Consider the following 13,335-nt stretch of genomic DNA (forward strand, 5'->3'; position numbering starts at 1 on the left):
TATGATCACGGAATTATTACTGTCGTTTATTTCCATAATAGCTATAGCATTTGTTGCGCATTATCGTCCGACTGAGTTTTTTCTATTTTGTATATTTATACTAAGTGGATTTCTGGGGGTAATACCCTATGAAGTACTAAAACCATTGACTCCGGAAAATATACTGTTTTTTGTGAGCATATCCATATTTGTTGAAGTTATCATATCTATCTTATTTACTGCAAAAATTAAAAAAATGAATAAGTTGAATATATTCCCATTTCTAATGGCAATGCTTTTTATTTATGGGGTAGCAAAACCTATTGTAGATGGAAATAGTGGTTTACAATTAGCGATAACTGACGGAAAACAGGTTGTATCATATACAATTTTATTGTTTGTCTTGATAAAGTACAAACAAATAAATAAGCTAATCGTGGAAAAAAGCGTTGTTTTTATTGGCCTGCTTCTGTCGATATATGTTGTTGCAGCTGCCTCTTTTAAAATTTACCCTCCAGGCTATTTACCAGTTAATCCAAATGGTACAATATCATTTAGTGAGAATATTCATATCAAATATCCAATGTTTATATTGTTTGCGTATTTTTTATTAATGGATAATACCGTAATAAGAAATCCATACCTTCGTAGTACAATGCGATTTCTGCTATTCATGGGTGTTATTCTTCAATCTCACATGTCTATAACATTACTATTTCTCATCATATTCTGCGTTGCTTGGTTATACAAAAGAGTTGAGATTACAAGGACGTTGAAGGTATCCATTGCCGCAAGTGCCATTTTAATATTTTCCGGATATGCGCTAATTTCAAATAAAAATGTATTTGAAAATATCGTCAGTGAGAGCAGTTCAATTGCTTCAAGATTTTTAATCAATCAATATAGATTTGATTACATCTACCAAGAGCCAATTCTGGGATACGGCTTTATCCATGAAGATAGTTCACTAGGAGCTATATTTAATGGTTCGTCAATAGGCCTACACGACAAGAGATTAGCAACCATTGATGCTGGATATATAGATATCCTCGTTAGGTTTGGTCTCCTCGGACTAATTTCGATTGTCTTTTTATATTTATTGTACGTTTCCAGATTGAATAAATTGGCTGTTGACCTTAAAGGTAAAGTCTTTATATATTTTCTTTATGGGATGATCCCAGTTTCATTAACATGGTCCATTTTAACATATAATCACGGAATTATATCTATCGCTTGCGCGACTCTATTTATACTTGGGGGGGCTAATGAAAAAGAAAGTGGCAATAATAACCAATATGCCTACACCGTATAGGCAACCAGTATATAATATTGTTTCCAGACATTTTGAACTTGATCTGATTTATAGCACTAGAAGAGAGTCGAATCGGAGTTGGGAAGTTGCAGCAGGGTCTTATAAAGAGATATTTCTTTCTGAAAATATGAAGAAAGTAAAGGGTGATGATGTGAATTTCAGGCACAATAACCCGGATGTCATTCCAAACTTAATTAGAGAAAATCCGGATGTTATTGTATTGTGCGGATTTAATTTAACAAGTTTATATGCTTTTTTATATGCTAAGCTTTACAGGAAGAAAATTGTAGTAATGACAGATGGCACGATTTATACAGAGCAAAATATATCTAGTATACATAAATTTGTTAGAAGATTGGTTTTCATTAGCTCTCATGCAAGTATCGCGGCAAGTAATAGTGGTGTAGAATTATTCAGTAAATATTCAAGATCTTTAAATTCGGTATTTAGGGTTCCCCTATCGGTTGAAAATAGTATTTTTAGGTTAGGGCGTGTTGAATACTCTTCTAGAAAATATGATTACTGTAGTGTAGGTTTGGTGGATAGGAAAAATCCCTTATTCGTTATTGAAATGGCAAAGAAAATGCCAAGTCATTATAGCGGCGTTATAATAGGCAGTGGCGAATTGGAGCCTATTGTTAAGAAAGAGATAGCAATGCATAACCTTAATATCGAACTAGTAGGCCCACTAGACCAAAAAGGGATAGCTGAAGTACTGGGTAATACAAGAGTATTCTTGTTCCCTACTAAATTAGATGCTTGGGGGGTTGTAACAAACGAGGCTTTGGCTTCAGGTTGTAATGTAATATGTTCCCCATATTGTGGGGCTTCAGACGATCTAATCAGAGAGGGTGCAACAGGGAGCATATTAGACTTAGATCCTGCTTTGTGGACTAATAGAATGATAAGTATTATCGAAGGTTCTAGTGGGCAGAACTTAGCCATTGTTGATGAGATATTAGATAATGAATATTCTCATCATGTTTCTGCGAAAAAATTCATATCTGCTATTCACTCGTTATTTTAGGTTTTAATTTTAGTATGAAGAAAATATTATTCTTGGGGCATCGTCCACCACCATTTCACGGCGCAGCATCAATTGGCAATGACATATATAATCACATTTCATTGAATAATGATGTTAGATTTATCAAAGTTAATTCATCATTTAGTATATCGGACATAAATAAAGGTTTAGGTATTCACGGGTTTTTCTTTAATCTTTTTTTGCTGTTAAAGGTTATGTGGGTACTAATTGTATTTTCGCCAGGGTTGATATACACAACCCCTAGCCTCAGCGGGAAGGCTATATATCGTGATATGATTATAATATATTTTCTTATTCTATATAGTCGTGTGACGAGAAAGAGAATCCTCTGCCACATACATATGCAACCGTTAATGTTAAACAATAATAGGGTTTTAAAATATATTTGGATGCATATTTTCTCTAAAGTGGAAGTTATTTTGCTATCTTCGAAGCTTGCAGGCGATTATGGTGCTCGTTTTAATCCAAAGTTACTTCATATTTTGCCAAACTATAGCTCATTCTCTTCGAGTGATAAGACTGAATACAATGAGAAAAAAAACATAGTCTATATTGGGCATATTTCTCAAGATAAAGGTGCCTACAGGTTACTCGAATTAGCAAAGGAATGTGAAAATGACAACTTTAGGTACTTATTTGCAGGTGAGTTTTCAGATTTATCAAAACAAAAAATCTTGCAGAGTGATATAGAGAATTATTTTGGTGAAAAGATAAAATTCTTAGGGAGAGTTGAAGGTGAGAAAAAAAAGGAACTGTTCTCCGTTGCGGATGTGCTTGTAATTCCAAGCTATTCAGAGGCAATGCCACTGACGATAATTGAATCATTAGCCGTTGGTTTACCGATAGTAGCGACTAATACAGGAGCAATTAGTGAAATGATTGATGAGTCTGTGGGTTTTTGTTGTGACTTTTCGGAATTTAAAACTTCTATCGAGACTGTTATAAGAAACGGGAGATATTATTACTCAAACGAATGTAAGTTTCGTTGGAAAAGTAAATATACTAGAGATGTCTTCATAAAAAAACTTGACGATATTTTTGAGCTTAGAGGTTGGTAAATAGAATGAAAAAGGCATTAATCACAGGTATTACAGGTCAAGATGGCTCTTACTTGACTGAGCTTTTGTTGGATAAGGGATACGAAGTACACGGAATTATACGCCGAGCTTCCTCTTATAACACTGAGCGTATTGATCAAATTTGTAATGGTAATTCAAATGTTAATCTACACTATGGCGATTTGACTGATACATCCAACCTGATTCGTTTAGTAAAAGAAATTGAGCCAGATGAGATCTACAACCTAGGGGCAATGTCTCATGTGGCGGTTTCTTTTGAGTCACCAGAGTATGCGGCGGATGTTGATGCAATGGGGGCCATTCGTTTATTGGAAGCAATCCGTATCAATGGTTTAGAGAAGAAAACCCGCTTTTATCAAGCGTCTACTTCTGAGCTTTATGGCAAGGTCCAAGAAATCCCACAAAATGAGTCTACACCGTTTCACCCACGTTCGCCTTATGCTGTCGCGAAGATGTATGCGTATTGGATTACAGTGAACTATCGTGAGTCTTATGGTATGTATGCGTGTAACGGTATTTTGTTTAACCACGAATCACCACGTCGTGGTGAAACATTCGTAACGCGTAAGATTACACGTGCCATCGCAAATATCTCTCAAGGTCTGGAAGAATGTTTACACCTTGGAAATATGGATGCTCTCCGTGACTGGGGTCATGCGAAGGATTATGTTCGCATGCAGTGGATGATGCTTCAGCAAGACGTAGCCGATGATTTTGTCATTGCGACGGGCAAACAGATTTCGGTTCGTGAATTTGTGCGTATGTCTGCCAAAGAATCAGGTATTGAGCTTGAGTTCTCCGGTAAAGGCTTGGATGAAATCGCTACAGTTACTGCGGTTGATAATGATAAAGCTCCCGCAGTGAACGTGGGTGACGTGATTGTTCGTGTTAGCCCGAAATTCTTCCGCCCTGCCGAAGTAGAAACGCTTCTAGGCGATCCAAGTAAAGCCAAAGCAAAGCTAGGGTGGGTGCCTGAAATAACGGTTGAAGAGATGTGTGCTGAAATGGTTGCTGCAGACCTTGCCAAGGCCAAACAACACGCCCTTTTAATTGAACATGGTTTTGATGTGGCCATTTCTTTAGAAAACTAAGCGGTATTGATTGTGAAAAAACGAATTTATGTTGCTGGCCATAATGGCATGGTTGGCTCGGCGATTGTACGTCAACTATTAGCTCGTAGTGATATTGAGGTTATTACACGCTCGCGCAGTGATTTGAATTTACTGAATCAAAGTGTAGTTAATGATTTTTTTACTACTGAGCGAATTGATCAGGTTTACTTGGCAGCGGCTAAAGTGGGTGGTATTCATGCCAACAGTGCCTACCCTGCGGAGTTCATCTATGAAAATTTGTTAATAGAGTGCAATATTATCCATGCTGCGCATCTGAATAACGTGCAACATTTGCTGTTTCTAGGATCTTCTTGTATCTACCCTAAGTTGGCTGCTCAGCCGATGACGGAAGCTGCTTTGTTGACAGGTGTTTTAGAAGCCACCAATGAGCCGTATGCGATAGCCAAAATCGCCGGAATTAAATTGTGTGAGTCCTATAATCGCCAATATGGCCGTGATTACCGCAGCGTGATGCCGACCAACTTATATGGCGAGAATGATAACTTCCACCCAAAAAACTCGCACGTTATTCCAGCATTAATACGTCGCTTCCATGAAGCAAAACTTCGTGGTGATGCCGAGGTTGTGGTTTGGGGTACAGGCACACCGATGCGTGAATTCCTTTACGTCGATGATATGGCTGCGGCGTCTGTTCATGTCATGGAACTGGATAAAGAGACCTACAAGGCAAATACCGAACCGATGTTGTCACACATTAATGTTGGTACGGGCGTTGATTGCACGATTCGCGAAATGGCCGAAACCATGGCCAAGGTGGTTGGCTTTGAAGGCAAAGTGGTCTTTGATAGCAGCAAGCCAGATGGGACGCCACGCAAATTGATGGATGTATCACGCTTGGCGGCGTTAGGCTGGCGTTATCAAGTAAGCCTTGAACAAGGGTTAACCAAGACTTACCAGTGGTACTTGGCCAATCAAGAAAACTTCCGCAAATAGGCTAGAGAATCGGTAATAGGTAAAAACAGATGCAACGACTGGATGAAGAAACCTTTAAAACTGTCGTTGCCGCTACGCCTCTGGTCTCTATGGACTTGATCATTCGCAATCTTCATGGTCAAGTTCTGTTAGGGTTAAGAACCAACCGACCCGCGCAAGGGTTTTGGTTTGTTCCCGGTGGTCGTATTGGCAAAGATGAAACCTTTGAACAGGCTTTTTTGCGTTTAGCTCAAGTCGAACTGGGGCGCCCCGTCCCTTTGGTCGAGGCAACGTTTCTCGGCCCTTATCAACACCTATATAGTGACAACTTTTCTGGGATGGGCTTCACTACCCACTATGTGGTATTAGGCTACAAACTCACGTTAGATCTTGATCTTCATTCGCTCCCTGCAGAGCAGCATCAACACTATCAGTGGTGGGATGTACAGGATTTGCTCAATTCAGAGCAAGTTCATCGCAATACCAAAGCGTATTTTTCAGATATCTATAAATAAAAAGTAGGTAACGGTCATGTTATTACCAATAATTATTGCGGGTGGCTCTGGTAGCCGTCTTTGGCCGCTATCACGCAGTTTATATCCTAAACAATTTATCAGCTTGGCTAGCGATAAAACCATGTTACAAGACACAGTACTACGTTTAGATGGATTAGCCCATCAGGCACCAGTATTAATTTGTAACCAAGAGCACCGTTTTATTGTTGCAGAGCAACTTCGTCAGCAAGGTTTAAAGCACAGCGGTATTATTTTAGAGCCTGTTGGTCGTAACACCGCTCCAGCCATTGCTCTTGCGGCGCTACAAGCAATGCGCAATGGACAAGATCCGTTGTTGCTGGTTTTGGCAGCCGATCATGTAATGCAAAACCAAATGCCTTTTGTGCAAGCGGTAGAAGCGGCGATGGCACCCGCAGAACAAGGTATGCTCATCACTTTTGGCATTGTGCCGACTGCAGCAGAAACTGGTTACGGTTATATTAAGCAAGGTGAGTCTGTTGGTGAATCCGCCTATCGCGTCGCGGAGTTTGTCGAAAAACCCAACCTCGCCACCGCAGAACAGTACCTCAATTCGGGAGAATACTACTGGAATAGTGGTATGTTCCTATTTAAAGCCTCACGCTACTTAGCTGAGCTAAAAGCCCATCGCCCTGATATTTTAAAAGCCTGTGAATTAGCGATGCAAGGTGCAAGAGCAGATCTTGATTTTATTCGTTTGGCCGAAGATAAATTTGCTGAATGTCCGGACGATTCCATTGATTATGCGGTGATGGAGAAAACCCAAGATGCACTCGTGGTACCGATGGATGCAGGCTGGAGTGATGTCGGCTCATTCAGTGCCTTGTGGGAAGTGTCAGACAAAGATCAGCAAGGGAATGCCGTTGTCGGTGATGTGATGCTGGAACAAACCTGCAATAGCTATATCTATGCGCAAAATAAGCTGGTTTCGACGGTGGGTGTCGATAACTTGGTGATTATTGAAACCAAAGATGCTGTCTTGGTCGCCAATAAAGATAAAGTGCAAGATGTCAAAAATATTGTTAACAAATTAAAAGCACAAAATCGCCGTGAATGTGAGCAGCATCGGGAAGTCTATCGCCCTTGGGGATCACACGATGAAATCGCCGAAGGCGAGCGTTTTCATGTGAAATATTTACGAGTCATACCTGGGGAAAAAACCGCTCTGCAGATGCATCACCATAGAGCAGAACATTGGGTGGTGGTGCAAGGTACCGCTAAAGTGACCAATGGCGATAAAAGCTATTTGGTTAGTGAGAACCAATCGACCTTTATCCCATTGGGTTCGGCACATCGCATTGAAAACCCTGGCAAGGTCGATTTACATCTGATTGAAGTGCGTTCAGGTAGTTATCTTGACGAAGATGATATCGTTCGTTTAGAAGAATATGGAGTAGGGTACTAGCATGTCTATAAATATTCTTGGATACAATGTTTCCACTAGGAATGTTAGTACTATTGTTCTAGATTCATTGAATGGTAATAGTTTAAGGGTTGTTAATACTATTAACCCTCACTCTTATGTGGTAGCAAAAAGAGATGTTGATTTTAAACAGGCACTTCTCGCTTCAGATGAATTAATACCAGATGGTAGTGGTATTGTTCTGGCTGCAAATAAACTATACGGTCATCATATTAGTAAGATAGCAGGGGCTGACCTTTACTTAGAAACGATGCGCGTTCTAAATCACTCTTCAGGTAAGGTGTTTTTTTTGGGAAGTACAGATGAGGTGCTAAGAGATATAATAAGGAATGCGAATGTAGAGTTTCCTAATGTAAGCATATCTGTTTATTCTCCGCCTTATAAGAAAGAGTTTTCAAATGCTGATGTACAAGTTTTCATTAAATTAATTAACGATTTTTCCCCTGATGTGATATGGGTGGGGCTTACAGCACCAAAGCAAGAAAAGCTTATTCATAAGATGCATGCTGAAATTAATGGGAAAATGATTTCAGGAATTGGAGCTGTTTTTGATTTCTATGCTGGCAATGTAAAAAGACCGAAAAAAATATGGATCGATTTGCATTTGGAGTGGTTAGTAAGGCTTATTGGTGAGCCCAAAAGGCTGTGGAGGCGTACATTTGTCTCTGCACCTATTTTTTTACTAGATATGTACCGCCTTAAGTTACGAGCAAAAAAATGTTAATGACATCAACACTAATTGCGCACTCTAATATTCAATTCGGGACCAGCGGTGCACGAGGCTTGGTGACTCAATTTACTCCGCAAGCGTGCGCCGCGTTCGCTCACGCTTTTTTGGCAAGCTTACAAGGCCATTTTGAGTTTCAGCAGGTTGCGATTGCGATTGATAACCGCCAAAGCAGCCCGGCCATGGCGCAAGCGTGTATTGCTGCAATAGAGTCACAAGGCTTAGAGGCCGTCTACTATGGTGTTGTGCCAACACCCGCACTTGCTTATGTGGCAATGCAGCAAGCTATCCCTTCTATCATGGTCACCGGCAGCCATATTCCCTTTGATCGCAATGGCCTGAAGTTTTACCGCCCAGATGGTGAAATTACCAAAGCGGACGAACAAGCAATTTTAGCAGCGGAGGTGGAATTTTCCTTGCCACCAGCACTTCCTTCTCTGGTAGTCAATCCACGCGCAGCTGAACTTTATATTGAACGTTACACCGCCTTGTTTAAAAGCGATTTACTGGCAGGGAAGCGTATCGGTATTTATGAGCACTCCAGCGCGGGGCGCGATCTCTATCAGCCCTTGTTCGAAGCGCTGGGTGCAGAAGTCATTGCACTTGAGCGCAGTGATGGTTTTGTGCCAATTGACACTGAGGCTGTGTCGGAAGCTGATAAATCCAAAGCCAGAGCATGGTCAAAGCAGTATCAACTCGACGCAATTTTTTCTACCGATGGTGATGGCGACAGACCATTGCTGGCCGATGAAAACGGCGAGTGGTTGCGTGGCGATATTCTCGGGGTCTTGTGTGCTCAAGCAATGAATATGCAGGCATTGGCAATACCCGTTAGTTGCAACACCTTGATTGGCTCTATTCCACAATTTAGTAAAGTCACTCTTACCCGGATTGGTTCGCCTTACGTGATTGCCGCCTTTGCCGATTTGGCTGAACAATACGATGCGATTTCAGGTTTTGAGGCCAATGGTGGATATTTACTGGGTTCTGATGTGCAGATCAATGGCAAGCCACTGCTGGCGCTACCTACTCGTGATGCAGTACTACCGGCGCTCATGGTGCTCTCTGCTGCACAAAGCAGTGGTATTGCCGAGCTGGTAAACGCATTGCCTCAGCGCTTTACCCACAGCGATCGTATCCAGAACTTTGCTATCGAAAAGAGCCTCGCCATTTTAGAGGTGGGTAAATCGGCACCCGCTCAGCTGATTGCTCGACTGGGTTTTGGCGAGTTGCAAGTTGATAATGTCGATACTACTGACGGTCTAAGAATATCGCTATCAAATCAGACTATTGTCCATTTGCGGCCATCCGGTAATGCACCAGAGTTGCGCTGTTATGCTGAAGCCAATTCATTCGAACAAGCTCAAAATATTGTTGCTCAAGTACTTGAAAAAGTTCAAGCCAGTGAATTCATATAATATTTTCAACCATGGATTAAGTTGTGCTGGATGATTATTGAATCCTTAAATTGAACCACTAATCATCCAAGCAAGATGACGCGACTTGCGTTGTTCAAATAATGAATATGAGCAACATGGTTAATGATTTTTATTTTTTAGACAAGCTCGACTATGCATCTGTACTTGCTTGTATAAGTTATATATGGAACAAAAAATGAAAATAGCTATTGCTGGCACTGGTTATGTCGGGTTATCAAATGCTGTCTTGCTGGCGCAACACCATGAAGTGGTGGCTGTCGATGTGATTGCCAGCAAGGTTGAGCTGATCAATCAGCGCCGCTCCCCTATCGTCGATAAAGAGATTGAAAGCTATCTGGCCAGCCATGATCTCAATTTACGTGCCACCCTTAATAAAGAAGATGCTTATCACGGGGCTGACTTCGTTATTATTGCGACTCCCACCGATTATGATCCCGTAACCAACTACTTCAATACCAGCACGGTGGAGTCGGTAGTTAAGGATATGATGGCTATTAATCCTGATGCGGTGATGGTGATCAAATCCACCATTCCGGTCGGCTTTACTGCTCGTCTGCGTGAAGAGTTGGGGTGTAACAATCTTATTTTCTCACCGGAGTTTTTGCGTGAAGGTCGCGCCCTTTACGACAACCTGTACCCGTCTCGCATTGTGGTAGGTGAACGGTCCGAGCGGGCTCACGTGTTTGCCAATTTGCTATTGGAAGGGGCGATCAAGAAAGATGTTCCCATGCTGTTTACCGACAGCACAGAGGCCGAGGCGATCAAGCTGTTTGCCAATACCTATCTGGCGATGCGAGTTGCCTTTTTTAATGAGCTCGATACCTATGCTCAGCTGCATGGTCTCGATAGTCGCCAAGTTATTGATGGTATCGGTCTCGATCCCCGTATTGGTAGCCACTACAATAATCCGTCATTTGGCTATGGTGGTTACTGTTTGCCGAAAGATACCAAGCAGCTGCTGGCCAACTACAACAAAGTACCGAATAACCTGATCCGGGCGATTGTTGATTCCAATACCACGCGTAAGGATTTTGTTGCCGACTCGGTGATCCGCAAGAATCCAAAACGAGTGGGTGTATATCGACTGGTGATGAAAGCGGGATCCGATAACTTCCGAGCTTCTGCTATTCAAGGGGTCATGAAGCGGATCAAGGCGAAAGGGATTGAAGTGGTTATTTATGAGCCCACCTTGAACGAGCCCGAGTTTTTCAGCTCCAAAGTCATTACCGATCTGGCGCAATTCAAAGAGAGTTGTGATGTGATATTGGCCAACCGTATGTTGCCTGAATTGGCCGATGTTGCCGACAAGGTCTATACTCGCGACCTGTTTGGCTCAGATTGATACATTTCTATGATCCCGCTTATTAGCAGATTCTCCGTAAATCCTCGCCCAGTTGGGCGGGGATAAAAGGGGGGCTAATCTGCAGTGTTCTGAAAGGCCATATGCTCTTCAAATGGATAAGCCACGAGCAAGTGAATGCGAGACTCTCGCAATCCCTCTGTAACCTCTTGCCCATTGAGCCTGGAATCAGTGGTATTACCAACGGTTGTTGCTCATATCACCTGCGAACCGTTCACCGCGAGCAGGCTGACACGAAAAATGGGATACTTGTTTCTTGATGCCCATTTGCCTGTTGCATGATCCCGGAACGTGTCAACCTCACTTGAACCAGCTCGTTAAAAATTAACTTACTCAAACATCGGCAAACCCAGACAGATCTGTCTGGCTAACGGCATCCCCCATTCCCCCCTGCGCTTCGAGCATTGCCTCAAGATTTTTTTTGCGTCCATGACTTGGCCTGTCTGCGCTGTCGCGAGCTCGATATCCGAGACACTCTGATAGGGGTCTTGGTGATCGCGATCGTTGTAAAATGCCAGTTTTCGCCGCCCCTGTTCATCGCGCAGCACACAAATCTTCATCTGCCGAGCGCTGGTGATATCGCTGATCTTCACCTTACTCACTTCGCTTAGGTTGATCCGATAGAGCCGTGGCTGGTCGCATTCGATGTATTCGTGGCGCACAAACCGGTTGCTACCTGTCTCTTCCAGTAAGCTGGCGAGCATCACGGATGTGGGGTCGATGTAGAGGTATGCTTGGTTGGCTTTTTTGAGGGGGGTGATCTTTTGATACAGTTCAATGTCCTCTTTAAAATCGTAAATATTGATCACCAGCTTGACCTCCTTGGTATATTTTTTCTCCTTTCTTAACGCATAGTCGCGCAGTGATGCCAGCGAGCTGGAGACCACCTGTGCGCCGTCGCTAAATATTGCGCGTTGGTCGTCGATGTAACAGCGTATCTCTCTCGCGTCAGTCGTGCGGCACAAGCTTGCCAAATGCTCGACTGCCTCTTTATTGAGCAGCATATTATGTTCCGGTGGGCGTTGTTTCCCAAATCAACCATCAAGCCACAACTGCCCCAGCCCCAGGTGACCGCTACACTCGGGGCTTTCTGACAGGTAGACCAAGGGTATTCAGTTTGTTTATGGCACTGACATACGCCATGACTTCTCCCACTTGGCCATTGTAGTTACGCAGACTGATTTTCCCCGCCATCAACTGCTTGAACCGATACATCGCCGTCTCTGCCAGCGAGCGCCGATGATATCCCGATATCTTCTTCCAGTGCGCCAGCCCTTCCTTTCGCATTACCAGTACAGCCTCATTTCGCGGGTGTCCCTTTTTCCATAACCCTGCGTTCTTGCGAGGCGGGATACAGGCTGTTGCCCCTTTGCGCAAGATAAGCTGATGGCTGGCTTTGCTGTCATAGGCACCATCAGCATAAACATGTCCCAGCTTACGCCGCAGAGGGTTGAGCAAGGTGGGCAACACCTCGGCATCATGGACATTTTCCAGCGAGACTTCCGCCGCCACGATATCGTGGGTCACCGGGTCTACCGCCAGATGCAACTTGCGCCAGATTCGCCGTTTCTCTGCGCCGTGTTTTCTGACCTTCCACTCGCCTTCACCAAACACCTTCAGCCCGGTTGAGTCGATAACCAAGTCGGTAATGCGTCCCTTTGGGGGCTGTCGATAAGCGACCGTCACTGTGCGTGCTCGCTTGCTGACGCAGCTGTAATCGGGGGCACAAAGCGGTACATTCATAAACGCGAACAAGGAGTCGAGTAGCCCCTGGGTCGCTCGCAGAGTGAGGCTGAAAATCCCCTTGAGCATCAGAAAGGTGCAGATGGTCTGGTCAGTGTAGAGCTGGCTGCGGCCCCGCCGCCCATGATGGTCGTGGTGAAACCAGTTGTTCATGGCCTCGGCATCAACCCAGAAGGTGAGTGAACCACGGTTAATCAAGGACTTGTTGTATTTAGGCCAGTTGGTGATGGGGTGAAGCGACGTGCCCATGATGCAGACTTGAAGAGGATGGTGGTGATCAGATCACCAAGTCCTTAGTTAGTTCCATTCAAGCTGCATCGATTTGGGCAACAACGCCTCGATAAAGCCGTTGCTCTGTGGCCTGCGCACCTTGGTTGTCCGGTGCTCAATCCCCTCCAGTTGCAGGAACAGCTCGTAGGGATGGTGGTCAGGTCGTCCACAGAACTCGCGCCCGTTATCCGACAGGATGGTATAGACCCGTGCCTGGTGAGCCTCGAAGAACGGCAGCACCGTTTCATTGAGCACATGAACCGAGGTCACCGGCAGCTTGCTGGTGTAGAGCCGTCCCCAGGTAATCCCCCCATTTTTTGGAGCACTCAAAAGTAGAGGTCATGCGGCCTGTGCCAAGCGCTGTTTCGGCGTGTAGC

Annotated in this window: 12 protein-coding genes and 1 pseudogene; 10 read left to right on the plus strand and 3 right to left on the minus strand. The window is 43.7% G+C overall.

What is annotated here, in order from left to right:
* Position 1: 1 nt before the first annotated feature.
* The 10 genes from PG897_RS21620 to PG897_RS21665 all read left to right on the plus strand — a co-directional run bounded on the left by PG897_RS21620 (position 2) and on the right by PG897_RS21665 (position 10,927).
* Entirely contained in the window at positions 2–1,291 is a 1,290-nt protein-coding gene (locus tag PG897_RS21620) for an O-antigen ligase family protein (RefSeq protein WP_270829389.1), read from the plus strand.
* Positions 1,245–2,318 carry a glycosyltransferase family 4 protein gene (locus PG897_RS21625; RefSeq protein ID WP_270829391.1) on the plus strand — a complete coding sequence of 358 codons (1,074 nt, stop codon included), beginning with the start codon at positions 1,245–1,247 and terminating at the stop codon, positions 2,316–2,318. The genes PG897_RS21620 and PG897_RS21625 overlap by 47 nt, the downstream gene beginning before the upstream one ends.
* A 374-nt stretch (positions 2,319–2,692) precedes the next feature.
* The gene (locus tag PG897_RS21630; protein WP_270829392.1) at positions 2,693–3,397 is read left to right on the plus strand and encodes a glycosyltransferase family 4 protein; all 705 of its coding nucleotides are present in this window, start codon (positions 2,693–2,695) and stop codon (positions 3,395–3,397) included.
* A gap of 5 nt (positions 3,398–3,402) precedes the next feature.
* Positions 3,403–4,509 carry a GDP-mannose 4,6-dehydratase gene (gmd, locus tag PG897_RS21635; protein ID WP_270829393.1) on the plus strand — a complete coding sequence of 369 codons (1,107 nt, stop codon included), beginning with the start codon at positions 3,403–3,405 and terminating at the stop codon, positions 4,507–4,509.
* A 12-nt stretch (positions 4,510–4,521) separates the two neighbouring features.
* Entirely contained in the window at positions 4,522–5,484 is a 963-nt protein-coding gene (fcl, locus tag PG897_RS21640; protein ID WP_442866317.1) for a GDP-L-fucose synthase, read from the plus strand.
* Between the two features lie 29 nt (positions 5,485–5,513).
* Positions 5,514–5,978 carry a GDP-mannose mannosyl hydrolase gene (locus tag PG897_RS21645; RefSeq protein ID WP_270829394.1) on the plus strand — a complete coding sequence of 155 codons (465 nt, stop codon included), beginning with the start codon at positions 5,514–5,516 and terminating at the stop codon, positions 5,976–5,978.
* A gap of 16 nt (positions 5,979–5,994) precedes the next feature.
* Positions 5,995–7,401, plus strand: coding sequence for a mannose-1-phosphate guanylyltransferase/mannose-6-phosphate isomerase (locus tag PG897_RS21650; RefSeq protein WP_270829395.1), 1,407 nt, complete (start codon positions 5,995–5,997; stop codon positions 7,399–7,401).
* 1 nt (position 7,402) lies between these two features.
* A complete protein-coding gene (locus PG897_RS21655; RefSeq protein ID WP_270829396.1) occupies positions 7,403–8,143 on the plus strand; it encodes a WecB/TagA/CpsF family glycosyltransferase in 741 nt (246 codons plus the stop codon).
* Entirely contained in the window at positions 8,143–9,564 is a 1,422-nt protein-coding gene (locus tag PG897_RS21660) for a phosphomannomutase (protein WP_270829401.1), read from the plus strand. Before PG897_RS21655 ends, PG897_RS21660 begins: the two co-directional genes overlap by 1 nt.
* Positions 9,565–9,760: 196 nt before the next feature.
* A complete protein-coding gene (locus PG897_RS21665; RefSeq protein ID WP_270829397.1) occupies positions 9,761–10,927 on the plus strand; it encodes a nucleotide sugar dehydrogenase in 1,167 nt (388 codons plus the stop codon).
* Between the two features lie 347 nt (positions 10,928–11,274).
* On the opposite strand, the gene PG897_RS21670 is transcribed toward PG897_RS21665, so the two are convergent.
* The 3 genes and pseudogenes from PG897_RS21670 to PG897_RS21680 form a co-directional block, all read right to left on the minus strand.
* A complete protein-coding gene (locus tag PG897_RS21670; RefSeq protein WP_270829398.1) occupies positions 11,275–11,949 on the minus strand; it encodes a hypothetical protein in 675 nt (224 codons plus the stop codon).
* A 70-nt stretch (positions 11,950–12,019) separates the two neighbouring features.
* A complete protein-coding gene (locus PG897_RS21675) occupies positions 12,020–12,937 on the minus strand; it encodes an IS5 family transposase (RefSeq protein WP_270829399.1) in 918 nt (305 codons plus the stop codon).
* Positions 12,938–13,018: 81 nt separating this feature from the next.
* Positions 13,019–13,258 (minus strand): annotated as a pseudogene (locus PG897_RS21680) (IS481 family transposase); the annotation flags it as partial.
* Between the last annotated feature and the right edge of the window lie 77 nt (positions 13,259–13,335).

Source organism: Aeromonas sp. QDB20 (genome assembly GCF_027707805.1).
GTDB lineage: Bacteria > Pseudomonadota > Gammaproteobacteria > Enterobacterales > Aeromonadaceae > Aeromonas > Aeromonas dhakensis.